At 45.1% G+C, this 17,441-nt stretch carries 17 protein-coding genes; 7 read left to right on the top strand and 10 right to left on the bottom strand.

The features are described 5' to 3' along the window. Positions 1-2: 2 nt before the first annotated feature. Both A9957_RS01460 and A9957_RS01455 read left to right on the top strand, forming a co-directional pair. Positions 3-1,856: a YgiQ family radical SAM protein gene (locus A9957_RS01460; protein WP_292342939.1), complete on the top strand. Its 1,854-nt coding sequence runs from the start codon at positions 3-5 to the stop codon at positions 1,854-1,856. A 100-nt stretch (positions 1,857-1,956) separates the two neighbouring features. Next, positions 1,957-2,088, top strand: a complete 132-nt coding sequence (locus A9957_RS01455) for a hypothetical protein (RefSeq protein WP_292342937.1) — start codon at positions 1,957-1,959, stop codon at positions 2,086-2,088. Here A9957_RS01455 and A9957_RS01450 read toward each other — a convergent pair. Continuing rightward, complete coding sequence (locus tag A9957_RS01450) at positions 2,085-3,146, bottom strand: (Fe-S)-binding protein (protein ID WP_292342936.1); 1,062 nt, start codon at positions 3,144-3,146, stop codon at positions 2,085-2,087. The two genes, A9957_RS01455 and A9957_RS01450, sit on opposite strands and share 4 nt — an antisense overlap. After that, a complete protein-coding gene (locus tag A9957_RS01445; protein ID WP_096712886.1) occupies positions 3,143-4,519 on the bottom strand; it encodes an FAD-binding oxidoreductase in 1,377 nt (458 codons plus the stop codon). The genes A9957_RS01450 and A9957_RS01445 overlap by 4 nt, the downstream gene beginning before the upstream one ends. Positions 4,520-4,601: 82 nt before the next feature. On the opposite strand from A9957_RS01445, the gene arcS reads away from it, so the two are divergent. Both arcS and rimI read left to right on the top strand, forming a co-directional pair. Then, a complete protein-coding gene (gene arcS / locus A9957_RS01440) occupies positions 4,602-6,434 on the top strand; it encodes an archaeosine synthase subunit alpha (protein WP_128754279.1) in 1,833 nt (610 codons plus the stop codon). Between the two features lie 19 nt (positions 6,435-6,453). Further along, positions 6,454-6,939 carry a ribosomal protein S18-alanine N-acetyltransferase gene (gene rimI / locus A9957_RS01435; RefSeq protein WP_128754280.1) on the top strand — a complete coding sequence of 162 codons (486 nt, stop codon included), beginning with the start codon at positions 6,454-6,456 and terminating at the stop codon, positions 6,937-6,939. A gap of 7 nt (positions 6,940-6,946) precedes the next feature. Here the strand turns inward: rimI and A9957_RS01430 are convergent, their stop codons facing one another. Both A9957_RS01430 and A9957_RS01425 read right to left on the bottom strand, forming a co-directional pair. Beyond that, positions 6,947-7,231 (bottom strand): UPF0058 family protein, encoded by a 285-nt coding sequence (locus A9957_RS01430; protein ID WP_096712889.1) that lies wholly within the window; start codon positions 7,229-7,231, stop codon positions 6,947-6,949. 206 nt (positions 7,232-7,437) lie between these two features. Further along, positions 7,438-8,148, bottom strand: a complete 711-nt coding sequence (locus A9957_RS01425; RefSeq protein WP_292342935.1) for a hypothetical protein — start codon at positions 8,146-8,148, stop codon at positions 7,438-7,440. Positions 8,149-8,244: 96 nt separating this feature from the next. Here A9957_RS01425 and A9957_RS01420 point away from each other — a divergent pair, with 96 nt between their 5' ends. The 3 genes from A9957_RS01420 (at position 8,245) to tes (ending at position 11,467) form a co-directional block, all read left to right on the top strand. Then, positions 8,245-8,733, top strand: coding sequence for a 3-isopropylmalate dehydratase small subunit (locus tag A9957_RS01420; RefSeq protein ID WP_096712891.1), 489 nt, complete (start codon positions 8,245-8,247; stop codon positions 8,731-8,733). Positions 8,734-8,754: 21 nt separating this feature from the next. Continuing rightward, positions 8,755-9,882 carry an isocitrate/isopropylmalate dehydrogenase family protein gene (locus A9957_RS01415; protein ID WP_105460919.1) on the top strand — a complete coding sequence of 376 codons (1,128 nt, stop codon included), beginning with the start codon at positions 8,755-8,757 and terminating at the stop codon, positions 9,880-9,882. Between the two features lie 106 nt (positions 9,883-9,988). Beyond that, positions 9,989-11,467 carry a tetraether lipid synthase Tes gene (gene tes, locus A9957_RS01410; RefSeq protein WP_105460918.1) on the top strand — a complete coding sequence of 493 codons (1,479 nt, stop codon included), beginning with the start codon at positions 9,989-9,991 and terminating at the stop codon, positions 11,465-11,467. A 12-nt stretch (positions 11,468-11,479) separates the two neighbouring features. Here the strand turns inward: tes and A9957_RS01405 are convergent, their stop codons facing one another. The 6 genes from A9957_RS01405 to A9957_RS01380 all read right to left on the bottom strand — a co-directional run bounded on the left by A9957_RS01405 (position 11,480) and on the right by A9957_RS01380 (position 17,355). Then, the gene (locus A9957_RS01405; protein WP_292342932.1) at positions 11,480-12,445 is read right to left on the bottom strand and encodes a DUF128 domain-containing protein; all 966 of its coding nucleotides are present in this window, start codon (positions 12,443-12,445) and stop codon (positions 11,480-11,482) included. Between the two features lie 61 nt (positions 12,446-12,506). Further along, the gene (locus A9957_RS01400; RefSeq protein WP_292342931.1) at positions 12,507-14,156 is read right to left on the bottom strand and encodes an AarF/ABC1/UbiB kinase family protein; all 1,650 of its coding nucleotides are present in this window, start codon (positions 14,154-14,156) and stop codon (positions 12,507-12,509) included. A 64-nt stretch (positions 14,157-14,220) separates the two neighbouring features. Then, the gene (locus A9957_RS01395; protein ID WP_096712896.1) at positions 14,221-14,589 is read right to left on the bottom strand and encodes a phasin family protein; all 369 of its coding nucleotides are present in this window, start codon (positions 14,587-14,589) and stop codon (positions 14,221-14,223) included. Positions 14,590-14,706: 117 nt separating this feature from the next. Beyond that, entirely contained in the window at positions 14,707-16,425 is a 1,719-nt protein-coding gene (locus A9957_RS01390) for an ABC transporter ATP-binding protein (protein ID WP_292342929.1), read from the bottom strand. 28 nt (positions 16,426-16,453) lie between these two features. Further along, on the bottom strand, positions 16,454-17,197 hold the full coding sequence (locus tag A9957_RS01385; RefSeq protein WP_292342927.1) for a geranylgeranylglyceryl/heptaprenylglyceryl phosphate synthase: 744 nt from the start codon (positions 17,195-17,197) through the stop codon (positions 16,454-16,456). Positions 17,198-17,205: 8 nt separating this feature from the next. Then, positions 17,206-17,355, bottom strand: coding sequence for a 50S ribosomal protein L40e (locus A9957_RS01380; RefSeq protein WP_013038400.1), 150 nt, complete (start codon positions 17,353-17,355; stop codon positions 17,206-17,208). Positions 17,356-17,441 lie beyond the last annotated feature (86 nt).

Raw genomic sequence — 17,441 nt, 5'->3', positions numbered from 1 at the left:
CAATGAAACACGATAAGAAAACATCAAAGCCCCTCCCCATGTCAAAAAAAGAAATGCATCAGAGGGGATGGGACACCCTTGACATAATCATAGTGACAGGCGATGCATACGTTGATCACCCTTCCTTCGGGGCTGCCCTGATAGGCCGCCTCCTTGAGGCCAGAGGATTCAGAGTGGGAATAATAGCCCAGCCGGCTCACGATAAACCGGAAGAGTTTAAGAAACTTGGAAAACCAAAACTTTTCTTTGCCGCCACCGCCGGCAACATGGACTCAATGGTGTCCAACTATACACCATCCCTCAAACCACGGAAACGTGATATGTATTCTTCGGGAGGTACTCCCGGTATGCGACCGGACAGGGCGACCATTGTATATTCCAATCGTATACATCAGGCATACCCGGATGCCCCTATTGTGATTGCAGGTGTGGAAGCCTCCCTGCGCAGACTTGCACAATATGATTTCCAGTCAGGAAAGGTAAGGAAATCAATTCTTGCAGATGCCCCGGCAGACCTCCTTATATATGGGATGGGCGAAACCCAGACAGAAGAAATCGCACGCAGATTACAGGCAGGAGAAGATATCAAACAAATAAAGGACATTCCCGGTACCGTCTGGAAAACCCCGGTGAAGAGCTGGAAAGAAGAACTTAAAGGCATGTATTATATCGAACTGGAATCCTACACTACGGTTTCAGAAGAAAAGGAAGCCTTTGCCAGAAATTACAGAACCCTCTGGCAGCAGCAAAATCCGGGAAATGGGAAAGTACTGGTCCAACCCCACCCCAAAACTATCATTGTCCAGAACCCTCCGGCAAAACCTCTTGAAACCCAAAAACTGGATGAGGTTTATGAGTTACCTTACACAAGACAAAAACACCCCGCTTACAAAGAAGATATCCCTGCTATTGAGCCGGTGCGCTTCTCCCTCACTACCCACAGGGGTTGCTTTGGTGCATGCTCTTTCTGCGCCATCGCCCACCATCAGGGCCGCATGGTTAATTCCAGGAGTATTGAATCACTCTTAAGAGAGGCAAAAAGCCTCACCAAAATGAAAGATTTCAAGGGAAATATCAATGGAGTGGGAGGACCCACCGCAAATATGTATTCAATGGAATGCCCCCAATGGAAAAGCAAGGGCGTGTGTACCGACAAGTTCTGCCTCTACCCCAAGGTCTGTCCCTCAATGAATACTGACCACAGCAAAAACATGGAACTACTAAATCGCCTGGAACAAATTCCGGGGGTGAAAAAGGTATTCATAACCTACGGTGTGCGCTACGACCTTGCCCTGACCCAACCTGAGTATCTGGAAATGATATGTAAAAAGCATGTCAGTGGAAGACTTGCTGTGGCACCGGAGCATTATTCAAAAAAAGTCACCGACAGCATGAGAAAACCCGGCAGGGATGTTTTTGAAAAGTTTGTGGAAATGTATTCAGCAATCAACAAGAAACTGGGCAAAGAGCAATACCTCCAGACATATCTCATGTCCGGCCATCCGGGTTGCGGGCTAAAAGAGATGATCGAAACTGCCGAATACATACGTGATAATAAACTTTATAGTGAGCAGGTCCAGGATTTCACACCAACCCCCATGACAGCATCCACCTGCATGTATCATACCGGAATTGATCCCTTCACAGGGGAAAATATAGAAGTTGCTACATCACGAAGAGACAAGAAAATCCAGCGCACAATCCTCCATTACAGGGACAAACGAAATCGTAAATATATTCTTGAAGCTTTAAAAACGGCAGACCGAATGGATCTTGTGGGTAACAGCTGGAAATGTCTGATTTCCGGCAAAAACGGCATGTGGGAATCCAACAGCCATAAACAACAGGGAAGATAAAATCAGGGCCTTCAATAATTGTGCAGACGATTTTGTCCTGAAACCAATTGATGAGTTCATACTCAAGAGCCGTATTGAGACCCTGCTAAAAGTAAAAGGATTGCAGGAGCAGATCCGCCAGGAAAGGGACCTGGCACTTAAGTACATAGACACGACAGATTCCATAATATCCATCACAACCCTGAAAAGGGAGGATATCGATATATGGAAACTTCCGCCACAGCAAAATTAACACATTGCCCTTTCGAGCAGCTCAATAAGATCTATGAGCTCACAGTCTTCTGCAGCCATCTCAAGATTGGAGCGGCACAGGGGACAGGAAGTTACGAGTAATTCGGCCTTTTCTGGAATCTCATCCAGTCTTTTGGAGGCAAGAGAGCGGGAAAGATCTGAGAAACTTCTCCTCACACCACCTCCGCCACCACAGCAGTGTGCATTTTCATGGTGGGTGTCCATCTCCTCTAGATTGCAGATACGCCTGATAACATTGCGCGGTGCTTCGTATATACCATGTGCCCTGCCTATATGGCAGGGGTCGTGATAGGACACGGAAATATCAAGTTTGTGGATATCCAGTTCATCGAGTTTTTGTTCTAAAAACTCGGAAACATGAAGTACATCAAACCCATCGGGATAGTCCTTTTTCAGAGTAGTGTAGCAACCAGCACATCCTGTGATTATGGTTTTTGCTCCGCTCTTTTTTATCTGCTCCATGTTGTGCTCGATTAATTCACAGGCATCAGAGCCTGTGCGAAGCAGAGGGGAACCACAGCATACCTCGTCCTCCAAAACACCCACCCCGAACTTCTTGAGTATATCAAAGGTTTTACGTGCAACTTCCGGATACCTGTATGCAGTCATACAACCTGCAAAATAAACATATTCGCATTTATCAGGCAGTTCATCTCTCTCCGTCGGTTCAAGCCAGTGCAGACGTTGCCGGGATTCGCGCAGGGGATTGCCCCATTCAACAGTATCCTTTTTGAGTTTTTCCTGAGCCTTACTGGCTCCGGCCTTGCGCACAACTGCTGCACGTGCATTTTCAACTACATCCGGAGGTATTGCCCCTGAAGGGCACATTTGCTCACATATGCCGCAGGTTGTACAGGTATCCAGGGAAAAACGGAAACTGTCATCAATATCCGCCCCTTCATCTATTTGCTGGGCGATGAGCATTCGGCCCCGTGCATTGGTGGATTCCCAACCATATTCATTGAATACCGGGCAATAAGCCCTGCAGGTTCCACAGTGCACACATTTCAGGAACGACCTGCGATTTTCATCATTCATTTATCCAACCCCAGTTTTCCTGGATTGAGGATTCCTTTGGGATCAAGGGCTTTCTTGATAAGGGACATTACCGGCAGGGATGTAGGATGCTCAAGTTCCATATAGTTCGAGCGTGCACCACCAATTCCGTGTTCTGCGGAGACAGTCCCCCCCAGTTCTATTGCCTTGCGATAGATAAGGTCAGCAGCCCTGTGGAGCTTGTCCCATTCTTCCTCACTGAGCATATCGATACTCATACCGGTATGCAGATTGCCATCTCCTATATGGCCATATATCATGATCGGAATTCCTACTTCATCGGATATCCTGTGTACATTCTCGATCATCTCAGGTATCTTTTTTATTGGCACACCGACATCTTCTCCTACATACACCCGATTGCGCAGGGGATCCAGGCGACTTATTGCCGCCCCCACGATACGCCGACCGGCCCATATGCGGTCACTTTCCTGTTCATCCTTTGCCGCACGTATGTCATCTGCAATCCCTTCACATACCTTTTTCACCATTTCTGACGCCTCGGAGACCGCACCTTCTGAACCGTCCACCTCAACCATAAGAATAGCACCTGCATCAGGGATATCAAGACTCGGATCATAGGATTTCAGGGCACGAATAGTGGTATTATCCAGTATTTCACAGGCGGAGGGAATAGTTCCCGAGGAAAGGATACGCACAACTGCGCCTCCCGCTTTTTCTGCACTATCAAAGGAAAGGAGAATTACCAGCCTGGCGCGGGGCAGGGGATAAATCTTCAAAACCGCCTCAGTAATTATGCCCAGGGTTCCTTCAGAACCTACCATCAGGGATGTCAGATCATAACCTGAAGCCATTTTTAGTGTTCTTGAACCGGTCCTTATGATGCTGCCGTCCGCAAGAACTACTTCAAGATCCAGCACATAACGTTTCGTAGTTCCATATTTCACGGAACGCATTCCGCTGCCATTGTTCGCTATAAGGCCCGCCAGGGTACACATAGCAGTACTGCCCGGATCGGGAGGGAAGAAAAAACCATGGGGTTTCAGGGTTTCGTTTAGCCTGGAATGCACGACCCCAGGTCCGATGGTTACCTGCAGATTATCAATGTCTATATCGATAATCTCATCCATACCGCTCATATCCAGCACAATTCCACCACGTACCGGTACTGCACCACCTGCAAGCCCACTGGCAGCACCCCGGGCCACCACAGGCATTTCATTTTCAGAAGCAAGTTTTACTATCTTGCTTACCTGTTCTGAATTATGGGGGCGTACCACATATTCAGGACGACCTTTTACCCGGGATGCATCCGAAGAATAGCAACAAATGTCCGAGGCCGAATTACTTACGTTTTTATCGCCGACTATCTCCTTCAGCCTGTTAAGAAGCATATACGTTCAACCTGTAATGTATTGATCAATATTATGTGATTGAGTAGAAAACGTTTAGATCTATATAGTTCTATTCTATGCCATGACCAGATACTTTGAAGTCCACCAGAGAGATGGGGCTGCAAGAACGGGAAGCCTCTATCTTAACAACACAATCCCTACACCAGCGGTAATTGACCCTTCTTCCCTCAAACCAGAGGCAGAAGGAGATATAATATATCCAGGCAGCCAATGGCATTTCGGGAATGGAAAAGCAGCAACACAAGCTACCCTGAAATTAAGGGAACGTGTGGGAAAAAATAAACTCATAATCATGCCTTCCTGCACATATTCGTCCATGGTAGCAGGAGATGTTACCTGTGAAAAGATTGATGTGCCAGCTGACGAGGGACCCACGGGTATAGCCTATTCTGAAAGAGACCCGGAAACTACACGGGACCTCTATGTGGCAGACGGCATCGGCTGTCATGAAGGCAACCCTCGCAGGCTGCTGGCCGAGCTCATGAAGGTAAGGAAGAACATTGCACCGGATTCGGCCCTGTATGCACCGAATATCGCCCTGCCTGAAAATGTTGCCATGCTGATTTATCTGGGCGTGGACATCCTGGATACGACAAGGGCAACGATCGCTGCCTTTGAAGATAAATACATGACATCTGCCGGTTTCATCCACCTGGACAGACTTGCAGAATTGCCCTGTTGCTGTGCTCATTGCAGCGGTACGAGTGCAAAAGAAGTAAAAGACATGGATAAAAAACAACGCGCCCGGCTACTTGAAAAACATAACATCGCTATTCTTGAGGCAGAAGTGGCCCTTGTCAGACAACGGATACGCAGTGCCTCTCTCAGGGAATACGTGGAAGGAAGATGCCGTCATAACCCCGCCCTTGTGGCAATGCTGCGCCTGAGTGATGCAGAATACGATTTCCTCGAAGAAAGAACAGCCCTATTCAAACCCGCACCCCTGCTTGCAACAACCTCTGAATCCCTGACAAGGCCCGAAGTTGTACGCTTTGCCCGACGAGTACAACAGCGATACACACCACCAGAAAAGGATGTCCTGCTACTTTTACCCTGTTCGGCCCGCAAACCTTACTCTATTTCTATGACCCATTCCAGATTCCGCAAGGCACTTGGCAAAAACCTCAAACTTGTGCAGGAAGTCATAATCACCTCACCCCTGGGAGTAGTACCCCGGGAACTGGAAGTCACATATCCTGCAGCACATTATGACACCACGGTAACGGGCTACTGGGATGCAGAGGAACACAGATGGGTAGGGGAATGTCTGGAGAATTTCCTGCTAAAACATCCTTACAAACATATTGTAGCACATGTGGAAGATGAATATCGCAGTATATGTGAAAACGTATCCAAAAAACTCGGATTGGAAATAACTTACACATCCGACGGAAATGTAACCTCCCAAAACTCCCTGCACAAACTGGAAGATACGATGAAAGAATTGTGTAACGGGCTCAGCTACAGAGGAGATTACAGACGGGACATGCTAAAAGCCATTGCAGATTACCAGTTTGGTGTGGGTTGCGGTGAAGCCCTTTTACCCCCGGATTCAAAAATAAAAGCCCCATTCCCCCGCTACCAGGCATTCCTGGATAAGGAACAACTCATAACCCTGATTCCCGAAAATGGTACAATAGCCCTGACCATTGAAGGAGCTAAAAGGATTATTGAAACAGGAAATTATGTTGTAAATATCGATGATTTCGTGCCACGCGGTTCAATACTGGCACCGGGAGTCATCGATGCAGATGAGCGGATTCGCCCCAATGATGAAGTATTCATATGCGGAGATAAAGCATTCTGTGTCGGACGTGCTGCAATGAGCGGCCCCGAGATGATACATTCCAACCGGGGCATTGCCGTGGATGTGAGGCACGTTAAAAAATTGTAAAGGCCCGGGAGGGGTAACATTGCTGTTTAGAAAATTCGAAGGAAAGGATTTTGCCGAAGTGCTGCAGATTGAAATGGAGGCATTCGAAGACCATGACCCCTACACCTACATGAATTTTTATGAAATGAACCCGGAAGGGTTTCTTGTTGCTGAAAGTGAGAAAACCATTACTGGTTTTGTAATGGGATATCGCAGTAGTGAACAGGAAGGGAGGATATTTTCCCTTGCCGTTAAAAAAGAATTCCAGAGAAGGGGAATCGGTCAGGCATTATTGCAGGTAATACAGAGATATTTTCGCAACCGGAACGTAAAATATGTGCGCCTGGAAGTACGTGCCAGCAATAAAAACGCCCGACGTCTTTATAGTCGCATGGGATTTGTTGACTGCTGGTATGAACCGGGTTATTACATCGACGGGGAATGCGGAATAATTATGAAGAAATATCTATATCCCGCAGGTTTGTATGAAGATTTATTGACAGATAATTGGCCTGTCATATCTTAAGTTCCTTTCAGTTACTATGTGAAAACCCATCTCCCGATCTCTCGGCAAACTCCTGCATCCTGACAGAAGTCCTGCTTATACTGGAGATCTCATCTTCTGATATGATGGATGCCAGGTGATTGCCGAGGATAAAGATTGCATGCTTGTGTTCTGCTTTGCTTCGATGGATGTGGACCGGACTTATGGAGAGGGAATTATAATCCTCAAAATCATGCTCTACACCCTGATCTTCCAGATACCTTTTGATTTGGACCATCAAAGTATGCAACTGGATCAGTTCATCTTTGTGCATTGTAACAACCTGTATTATATCAATTTAAAGCAGCATAAACTCAGAGATAGAATCTAAATGAGCTAGATAAAATCATTCCCTAGGGAAAAGACTTTCCTTGTTGACCCATATATTGTTTTCTATTTAATTTCAACTAATAATAATTAACAATCCTGAATACAAAAATACAGATTCCGATTCAGTGAAAGAGGTTTTTAAAAAATATTTCATACATTAATTTTAAAAAATACTCTTACTAAAAGCATTGCCATAAGTGCAGCAAATGGTATAAAAAGGTTATCATGGCGGGAAATAGAACATTCCGCGACCATACCGGCCACACTACCAACTACAGCCAGCGCTCCAACAAAATAAAATCCTACTATAGAAGACAGGATTATTCCTCCGGTAGTGCCCTCCACCGTCTTGCATGAGCCAGGCAGTTTCAATTTCCCCAGATGACCGATCAGCGGAGCTACTCCATCACCCAGAGCCAAAACTACCATGGAAGCATAACATATACCTTCGTTTACAAAATAACTCAGACCCAGAAGGACAAAGAAAGATAGAATGTAAAAAAAAGGATCCAGTGCAAACACTTCTTTCTCCCTGTTCCTCCATAAAAGACCATATACATACCATTTCTTTTCAGCCGGTTTGATAACTTCCATAATGAGAAAAATAAGTGTTGCACTCGCAAGTGCCAGTGCGGCATATTCTCTGCCATAAATATCCGCGATAAAAGGAACCGCCACTCCCGACATATGCACTATTTTGCGTAAAGGAAGGGATTCATTGACGCACAATGGATTATTATGAGCTGCCATCATCTGGAATCTGGCAGGTAAGTGGATATATTTTGCTATTGGAAACCCGATACAACCATACATGATGCTACAAATTGCTATTTCAGATGAAATGTGGGAAAAATATACCATTCAGGGATGAGATTATTATATGATTATTTGTATTATTAGCACAATTCTGGATACAAGATGCCATCTCATCCAGTGATTTGATTTGCCGGTGATAGAATGGAAGGAAAAGTATGGAAATTCGGAGATGACGTGGATACTGACGCGGTTATCCCGGGAAGATTTCTGGTCCTAAACACCCCTGAAGAACTTGCAGCACATGCATTCGAAGGAGTGAGATCAGATTTTGCAGAAAATGTAAAGGAAAATGACATAATCGTTGCTGGAAGCAATTTTGGCTGCGGTTCATCCAGAGAACATGCACCCCTGGCACTAAAAGGGACAAAGGTTGGATGCGTTATTGCAAAATCCTTTGCAAGAATCTTTTTCAGAAACGCAATCAATATCGGTGTACCATTACTGGAATGTGCTGATACCGACAGGATAGATGAGAACGATAAGCTTAAAGTGGATATTTCCACCGGTGTAATCGAGAACCTGTCCAAAGGAGAAAAGTATCAGGCAACACCCCTCCCTGATTTTGTAAGGGAGATTGTAAATACCGGTGGACTGATAGAGTACACACGAAAGATAATCGATAAATCTTAATAATACCGGAGATAATTAACAATGACCCAATATAAAGTGCCTGTAATTCCCGGAGATGGCATCGGCCCGGAAATTGTAGCAGAAGGAATGAAAGTTATAGATGCCGCAGGAGAAAAATTCGGATTCGATGTGGATTGGATTGATTATCCGCACGGTGCTGACCATTACCTTGAAACCGGAGAACTGATAAGCGAGGACACACTCAAAGAACTGTCCGACTATTCAGCCATATACCTGGGTTCTATAGGGGATCCCAGGGTTGCACCGGGTGTGCTCGAAAAAGGCATCCTGCTTGCTGCACGTTTTTATTTTGACCAGTATATTAATCTACGTCCAATAAAACTTCTCGAGGGAGTATGGACTCCTGTAAAAGATAAAACCCCGACAGATATTGATTTTACGGTGGTAAGGGAAAACACTGAAGATTTCTATATCGGAATCGGTGGAAGGTCCAAAAAGGGTACCAGCAAGGAAATGCTTGAAGTCTCACGTTCCCTGTACTCCGCAAAATTTGACCTTGACATCGAAACCGACAGCGAGGAGATCGCCTATCAGATAGGAATGATCTCCAAAGAGGGTACCAAAAGGGTTATCGAGTATGCCTTTGATCTTGCAGAAAAGCGTGACCGGCATGTGGCTTCTGTGGATAAGGCAAATGTGCTCTCCGATATCTATGGATTCTGGAGAGAAGAATTTGAAGAGGTAGCTGCCACACACCCCGATGTTGATACAGATTTCAACTATGTTGATGCTATTACCATGTGGTTTGTTAAAAATCCCGACTGGTTTGATGTAGTTGTAACCCCCAACATGTTCGGGGACATTATCACCGACCTGGGCGCAATGATACAGGGAGGACTGGGACTTGCACCCGGCGGAAACATCAATCCCGAAGGTACCAGCATGTTCGAACCAATCCACGGTTCTGCACCCAAGTACAAGGGGCAGAACAAGGTCAACCCTATCGCCACAATATGGGCCGGTTCCATGCTGATAGACCAGCTCGGAGAAACCGAAGCTGGTGCAAGTATTGTTTCTGCCATTGAACAGAACATAATGGAAAACAATGTCAAAACCTATGATATGGGAGGCAACTCTAAAACCTCTGATGTGGGAGATGACATAGCAAGAATTATACTTGAAGAATAAGTGATATTTAAGGGAGGTTTGCTGATGGGGTGATATATACCTCCCTTTTATAGGCACCTGATAAATAGATGCAGAACATAAGTTCACAGTTGAGAAGGATACATATATGCATAGCACTAAATCTGTTTGTCCGGAATGTAAGGAAATCATAGAAGCCAGTATATTTGAGAAAAATGGCAGAGTATTGATGGAAAAAGAATGTCCGGAGCATGGCAAATTCGAAGAAGTCTACTGGTCGGATGCCAACCTGTACCGAAAATTCCAGAAATATCGACATGAAGGAAACGAAGTTTCAAACCCGCGGACTTCAGATGATGAGGGTTGTCCCTTGAATTGCGGACTTTGCCCGTCCCATAAAACAACAACCCTTCTTGGAAACATCGATGTTACAAATCGTTGTAACCTCAATTGTCCCATCTGTTTTGCCAATGCAAAGAGCCGGGGCTTCATTTATGAACCTAGTTTCCAGCAGATAGAAGATATGCTAAAAACTCTGAGAGAAGAAAAACCAACCCCCTGTCCGGCAATACAATTCTCAGGCGGAGAACCAACTGTCCGAGATGACCTGCCTGCTATGATCCAGAAGGCAAAGGAACTGGGGTTTGTCCAGATTCAAATTGCTACAAACGGCGTCAGAATCGCAAAGGATATTGAATTTGCCCGAAAACTGAAAAATGCGGGATTGCATACAATATATCTCTCCTTTGATGGGGTCAAAGAAGAAACTTACCAAAAGATACGTAATTTCAATGCCTTGCCTGTAAAAGAAAAAGCAATAAATAATTGCCGTGAAGCGGGTATTCGCAGTATTGTTCTTGTGCCCACCCTGGTTAAAGGGGAAAATGATGATCAACTTGCCGATATCCTTCACTTTGCCGCCGATAAGCTGGACGTGGTGAAAGGAATCAACTTCCAGCCTGTGGCATTCACCGGTAGAATCGACAGACAAAGCAGAGAAAAACAAAGATTCACCATACCTGACCTGATCAAGGGACTTGCAGATCAAACCTCTGGCCAAGTACCCGAAACAGCCTGGTACCCAGTACCTTTTGTTGTACCCATCTCGCGTTTTATAGAAGGAATACAGGGAAAACACCTTCCCGAATTCACAGTCCATCCGCACTGTGGAGCCGGAACTTACCTTTTTGTGGAGGAGGGCAGGATAATACCGATTACGGATTTCCTTGATGTTGAGGGATTCGTCGAGTTGCTTGATGATGCCACACAAAATCTCAACGGTAAAAAAACCAGAAATTTAATTACCCTTGCCAAAGTAGTCCGACAGATTCCGGGTTTGGTCAATCAGGAAAAAGCCCCGAAATCAATCAATGTTACAAAAATGCTGATCAACATAATAAAGGAAGGGGATCGGGAAGTAACCAGCCAATTCCACCGAAAAACGCTTTTTGTTGGAGCAATGCATTTCCAGGATCTCTATAATTTTGACCTGGAAAGAGTTTGCCGCTGTGGCATCCATTATGCCACACCGGACGGAAGGATAATACCTTTCTGTAGTTACAATACATTCCACAGGGATGAGGTAGAAGGACAATTCCTTAAACCCTACGATATAAATAAAAAATGAAAATAGATGATCTTACAGGGTTTTCATTGTTCCATAATCCATAATCATTGAAACCGGCCGGATAGTTACATCGATACCGTATTCTTCAACAACAGCCAGGGCGTTTACACCTACAGAAACAACAATCCCCGACATACCAACATCTACAGGTGCTCCCAGCACATTACCCGATTCATTATCCATTGCAAGTAACCCGCCTATATCAGATTCATGCAATTGCTGGAAAAGAAGACGGGCATCTCCCGCAGCAGATTGTGGAATACTACGCATATTAGCCAGTATGGTCCCAGAACCCGACTGAAGCAATCCTGTTACCAATGTGGATTGGCGCATCAAAAAAATCTTAATCGGGTCTATAGATGTACCCCTGTACGAGATAAGGTCTTTAAACACCACTGGTTCATTGTTTTCCACGGCAAGAATTCCCCCAAAGTTAGGCTTGACCGGAATTCCATGCCGCAGGAGAACCCCATCAAAAGTAATACTGCAAACTGTCGCAATCCCCACTTTCCCCGGTGAAACAAATATATCCTCCGAATCTTCTTCAAATATTCCCACCCTGGGACTTATTGAGTAATCAACTGCACTTCTCATCAAGTCGGCAGTTTTTTCAAAGTCATCCTTGTCCACATAAGATACGTTTACTATCACATTCCCTTGCTTTGTTACGGGGTCATAATCTGTGCGATAGATCAAGTCCTCAATCCTTGTGATTACAAAATCAAGCCTGTCACCTATAAGGGCCTCTTCCAGTTCTTCCTTACCTCTTAATGTGATGGAGCGACCTGTATAGCCGTGTTTTTCGGTAAAGCCACGCTCGTCCAGTATCCTGAGGTGATAGCGTACCGCCCTTTCACCAAGATTGTAACCCCTGTTGCGTAATTCGTCGGCAATGATACGGGCACCTACAGGCCTGTCACTTTCATTGATAATACGCATAATTTCGATAAGTTTTCTTTCGATCTGGGGATCAGTCATAGGATTCCTCCGTTTTTCTGGGCATTATATTTAGCATATTTGCAATATGTAAATTGTGATATTATAGACTTCCAGTCCTAATAATATATATAATCAGACCCATACCGAAAATCCCGGCAGCAAAAAAGCCAAACAGACCAAATAACGGAACACCCCACACCTGGGGTTCCATACCGGTTTGTATAACCAGGGAAGAACCAACTATAATGGCAGAAATAATAAGACTGAAAGCAAGCCGGTTGGAGGCAACGCTTATTTCCGAAAGGAGACGGTCGGTGCCTTCATGTTCAAATTTAAGATTGAGGTAACCTTTTTCGGCGACCTCGAGAATGTGTGAAAGTTGCAGCGGGGCACGACTGAGAAGCCTGCTTACATACCAGAGATTTTTGGAACTGTTTTTGGCCATATTACGCGGAGAAAAGCGCTTTTTCATGAATTTACGTGCATAGGGCTCGGCGATCTCAGTTACATTGAAATCCGGGACCATTTGCATAGCAAACCCACCCACAGTCATTACTCCTTTAAAAAGCAGGGCAATATTCGGAGGTACCTGTATCTGATGTTTACGCAAAAGAGACAGCATTTCAGAGGAAACCTCTGTGGCATCCACCTGATCCAGCGTGCGTCCGTAATATTTGAAAAGGAAATGATCATAATCAACTTTGAAGGAACGCACATCCAGTTTTTCATCCGCTACTCCCAGATCACGCATAACCTCTATGTATTGGGTGCTATCCCCGTTTGTTACGGCTAGAAGGGCATCTACCAAAAGCCCACGCATATCTTCGGACAGATGACCCGCCATACCGAAATCCAGCAGGGCGATTCTGCCGTCTTCCAGGGCAAATATGTTGCCTGAATGAAGATCAGCATGGAAAAAACCATGTTCAAAAACCTGTTTCATAAAAGCTTCAGAAACATCTGTGGCAATTTTTTCCCGGTCCAGATTCTCATTTGCCAGCTTTTCAAATTTGTTACATTTTATCCCTTCAATATATTCGAGGGTCAGGATGCGATCACTGCTGTAATCATTGTATACACGGGGAATTACAATAACAGGATCGTTTTCAAAGTTGGACAGGAAGTGTTCGATATTTCTTGCTTCCTGAGTATAGTCCATTTCCGAGTGAATTGACCTTGACAGTTCGTCTACAACAGCTACCGGATTATAGAGTTTTATTTCCTCGATGTGCTGCTGGGCAAATCCGGCAAGACTGTACATGATATCCAGGTCCGCTTCAATTATGCGGCGGATACCGGGCCTCTGTATCTTTACAACCACATCTTCCCCACTATGGAGGCGTGCTTTATGAACCTGACCTATAGATGCAGCTGCGACCGGTTTTTCATCAAAATCAGAAAAAAGTTCAGGTATATCCCCGCCAAGTTCAGTTTTGAGTACTGCTTTTACATCTTCGAAGGGAAAAGGAGGAACATCGTTCTGAAGTTTTGTAAATTCCTGTGCGTATTTCAGGGGTATCAGGTCTTCCCGCATGCTGAGTAACTGGCCGAATTTGACATAGGTGGGGCCCAGTTCCTCAAGTACCTTACGTGCCCTTTCCGGCCGGGTATCCTTTTCCTGCTCCCTTCCAAACCGACCTTTTACACGGCTGCGAACAGACCCCATTGACCAGAGGCCCATTTTATCCACAAAGTAACCAAATCCGTTCGATACAAGTACGTCTATGATACGCCCGTATCGTTTAACCATTGAATATCTGTGAGAAATACCCGGTACCATGGTATCAAAAAAGAGATGTTAGAAATGAATGGTATCAGGACCACTCATCATCTTTTTCATGCTTGTCTTTTTCTTCAGCGGGTACATCCTCGCCCAAAGATTTTGCAAGCATCTTTTCAAGCCGGTCGATTTTTTCTTCCAGGTTCTTTACATGTTCCTGAGTTGCAACATCGGATTTGTTGACAGCTTCCTTGACCCGGGAAGACATCTTTTCCTCCATCTCTTCCTGCTGCTTTCTCTTGGATTCAATCAAGTCTGTCACGAACTTTTTACCCTCTTCCCTGTTAATTTCCCCCCTTTCGACGAGTTCTTTCACATATTCATTAATCTTCTCTTCGGTCAGGGCATACAAGCCCACGGTAAAAAGCCCAAATTTTTTCATATAATATACTGGATCGTACATTTTATTAAACCTCCAAGAAGTATATTGTATTTCACCATATATAAACAAAATGAAAACAAGCAGAAGAAAGAATTACCACACAGCCTGAAAACTGTATCCGCATAAAAAATATCAGAATTACTTTGAAATCATCCCGTCAATACCCTTTCCAATGTAGGTCACACCGGTTGATTCTATGAATTTATCACATACTTGCCGGGCATCCCCCTCTTCAATAACCGAACCTCCGGATAACAAAACTGCCCTGTGGGCTACTTCTTTCACAAAATCCATATGATGGCTGACAAAAACTATTGTCGTGCCAAACCTGCGATTTATTTCCTTGAGCGAATTGGTAACATCTCTCAGAGTAATCGGGTCAAGATCTCCAAAAGGTTCATCCAGCATGAGTATATCCGGAGATGTGGCAAGAGATACCGCTATGTAGGACCTCACATGTTCTCCGCCACTTATCTGTGCAGGTTTCTTTTCAAGTATGTCAGGAGAAAGATCCAGAGCATCAAATACAGGTTCTGCATATTTGGCCACATCGAGTTGCGGCCAGGCGGGGAATAATTCAAGATAGACCTGTGGCGTCAGTCCCATTTTTGAAAGGGATTGTTCTTTTTCTGCCTCTGCCATATCGGGCAACTGATAAATCGTATCCAGCATCTTTTCAGAAATACCCAACTCCTCTGCTTTTTGACGGGCGTGTTCTATCGCACCCTGTCTTTTGAGCCTGAGTTTAAAGGCAATATGCTGTCCTATTGTGGAATGGGGGGACAACGTAAATTCCTGATGCATGATACTCATTCTGCGACGCATTTCCATTCTTTGCGGGCTGAAACGGGAAATATCAATCCAGTTATCCTCAAGAGAATAAAGGACCCTTCCGCTTTGAGGTTCGAGAAGGCCGGCAAGCATCCGCAGCAGGGTTGTCTTGCCACTTCCGGAAGGGCCTATCAAACCCAGTATCTCACCCCTGTTAACAGAAAGAGAGATATCCTTCAGGTCCAGAACTTCTCCTACCCTCCAGAGGGAATAACGCTTGGCAAGATTTTCTGCCCTGACACAAACCTCCTCTGAAAAAGTACCCAGAGGTTTTTTGTCAGCCATCCCATGAAGGAACTTGTCCAGAACTTGTCCAGAGTCACCTGATGCTACAATTTTTCCTTCATCAATGCAGAGCATATCATCGGCAAGGTAACTCAAAATTTCCGGCAGATGGGATACTACCAGAATAGGAATGTTGAGTTTTTCTTTCAGAAGAAGAATTATGTCCAGTATTTGCTGTTTGGAATCCGGTCCAGCCATTGTGACAGGCTCATCAAGAAGCAGCACGGATGGCCGGGATGCAAGCTGGCGGGCAAGAATCAGACGTTGTTTTTCTCCTCCACTCAATGCTCCGGAGAAATGCAGGGCTTTTTCCTTCAAACCCACAATACCCAGATAGGCCATTGCCTCCTCATACATTTCATCGTAAAGAGGGTGATCGTTATCCGGAAGGGCTTCGTAACCTTCCCTTGCATAATAAAGCCTGCGGATTATATTTTCAACTGCTTTACCGGACCAGAGGCTGAAGTTGCGCTGAAGATGAAGGGCACTATTGCTCATCAAAAAACGTTGACCGGTTTGCCCCATATCCGGACTTATAGCCGTTTCGTCAATCTCAATCGTCCCACTGTCAAAGGTTTCAATTCCACGCAAAATTTTAAGCAAGGTAGATTTGCCACTACCGCTTTTACCTGTAATACCAAGTATTTCGCCATTCTGTACGGTAAAACTGATGTCCTCAAGTACCTGTTTTTTCCCGCAGGGAGAATCGTAAATTTTTGAAATACCTTTTACTTTAAGCATTTCCCACCTCATTAAGGGAAATCCATTTTTAACTTTTGATCGCAGAAACGAATTCAGCAATCTTTGCGCGGACATCGCCAGCATCTTCCACGGCAGTACCTGTCACGATCATATCCGCCCCTGCCTTTGCACAGGCAGCTGCAGCATTACGGTCGCGGATACCTCCACCTACTATCAAGTGTCCTTTATCGATAGCATGTTTCACAGCACCCACCATTTCAACCGGAACCGGATTATCTGCACCCGAACCTGCCTCGAGATAAACATAGCGCATTCCAAAGTAGGATCCTGCAAGAGCATAGGCTGCAGCAAGCTCCGGTTTTGTACGGGGCAGCAAACGTGCATCCCCTACCCATCCAACCGTGCCGCCTGGTTCCACTATCAGGTAGGCCATTGGAATGGGTTCAATGCCGAATTTGCGTACAAGAGGTGCACCCATCGCCTGGTTGGTAACAATATAGTTGATATCCCTGGAATTCAGCAGGCTCATGAAAAAAATAGCATCGGCGTATGAACTCACGCCTGCGGAATCGCCGGGGAAAAGAATAGTTGGCACATCAATTTGTTCTTTCATCAGCTGAAGGGTCTGATCAAGAACCTGACCCATCGCTCCGGTGGAACCCCCAATCATTATAGCATCGGTGCCTCCCTCAACGGCAGCTTTTGCAATCTCTGCCGCCTTTTCAGGTTTTTGGGAGGCGGGGTCTATAAGTGTCAGATGGACACAACCGTCCCTCTTTACAATATTATTGAGGTACTCTTCCACCTGCATCAGACCGATCAGCCTCTCTTTACTTCCTTGGATTTTACACGGAGATTTTTGTAACCACACTTTCTGCATTTAACAGCCCTTACAGCGTTACGGGCATTGCAATTCATGCAAATCTTCTTATTAAGTATACGTTCCTCAGCTTCGGGGAATCTTGCCATATTCTCACCTTTGTAATAATTGTAATTAAATTAATAGTATCGGGCTGGCTAAATAGCCCTCAAAACATATAATTGTTTTGGGGCAA

The organism is Methanohalophilus sp. DAL1, from assembly GCF_001683555.1.
Lineage (GTDB): Archaea > Halobacteriota > Methanosarcinia > Methanosarcinales > Methanosarcinaceae > Methanohalophilus > Methanohalophilus euhalobius.
Note: the sequence above shows the minus strand (reverse complement) of the source record. Positions and strands in the feature narration are given on the sequence as shown.

Excerpts from the sequence above, each read along its gene's own strand:
- A9957_RS01460 (WP_292342939.1), top strand. The coding sequence starts at position 3 with ATGAAACACGATAAGAAAACATCAAAGCCCCTCCCCATGTCAAAAAAA.
- A9957_RS01450 (WP_292342936.1), bottom strand. The coding sequence starts at position 3,146 with ATGAATGATGAAAATCGCAGGTCGTTCCTGAAATGTGTGCACTGTGGA.
- A9957_RS01445 (WP_096712886.1), bottom strand. The coding sequence starts at position 4,519 with ATGCTTCTTAACAGGCTGAAGGAGATAGTCGGCGATAAAAACGTAAGT.
- arcS (WP_128754279.1), top strand. The coding sequence starts at position 4,602 with ATGACCAGATACTTTGAAGTCCACCAGAGAGATGGGGCTGCAAGAACG.
- A9957_RS01430 (WP_096712889.1), bottom strand. The coding sequence starts at position 7,231 with ATGCACAAAGATGAACTGATCCAGTTGCATACTTTGATGGTCCAAATC.
- A9957_RS01425 (WP_292342935.1), bottom strand. The coding sequence starts at position 8,148 with ATGGTATATTTTTCCCACATTTCATCTGAAATAGCAATTTGTAGCATC.
- A9957_RS01420 (WP_096712891.1), top strand. The coding sequence starts at position 8,245 with ATGGAAGGAAAAGTATGGAAATTCGGAGATGACGTGGATACTGACGCG.
- A9957_RS01415 (WP_105460919.1), top strand. The coding sequence starts at position 8,755 with ATGACCCAATATAAAGTGCCTGTAATTCCCGGAGATGGCATCGGCCCG.
- tes (WP_105460918.1), top strand. The coding sequence starts at position 9,989 with ATGCATAGCACTAAATCTGTTTGTCCGGAATGTAAGGAAATCATAGAA.
- A9957_RS01405 (WP_292342932.1), bottom strand. The coding sequence starts at position 12,445 with ATGACTGATCCCCAGATCGAAAGAAAACTTATCGAAATTATGCGTATT.
- A9957_RS01400 (WP_292342931.1), bottom strand. The coding sequence starts at position 14,156 with ATGGTTAAACGATACGGGCGTATCATAGACGTACTTGTATCGAACGGA.
- A9957_RS01395 (WP_096712896.1), bottom strand. The coding sequence starts at position 14,589 with ATGTACGATCCAGTATATTATATGAAAAAATTTGGGCTTTTTACCGTG.
- A9957_RS01390 (WP_292342929.1), bottom strand. The coding sequence starts at position 16,425 with ATGCTTAAAGTAAAAGGTATTTCAAAAATTTACGATTCTCCCTGCGGG.
- A9957_RS01385 (WP_292342927.1), bottom strand. The coding sequence starts at position 17,197 with ATGCAGGTGGAAGAGTACCTCAATAATATTGTAAAGAGGGACGGTTGT.
- A9957_RS01380 (WP_013038400.1), bottom strand. The coding sequence starts at position 17,355 with ATGGCAAGATTCCCCGAAGCTGAGGAACGTATACTTAATAAGAAGATT.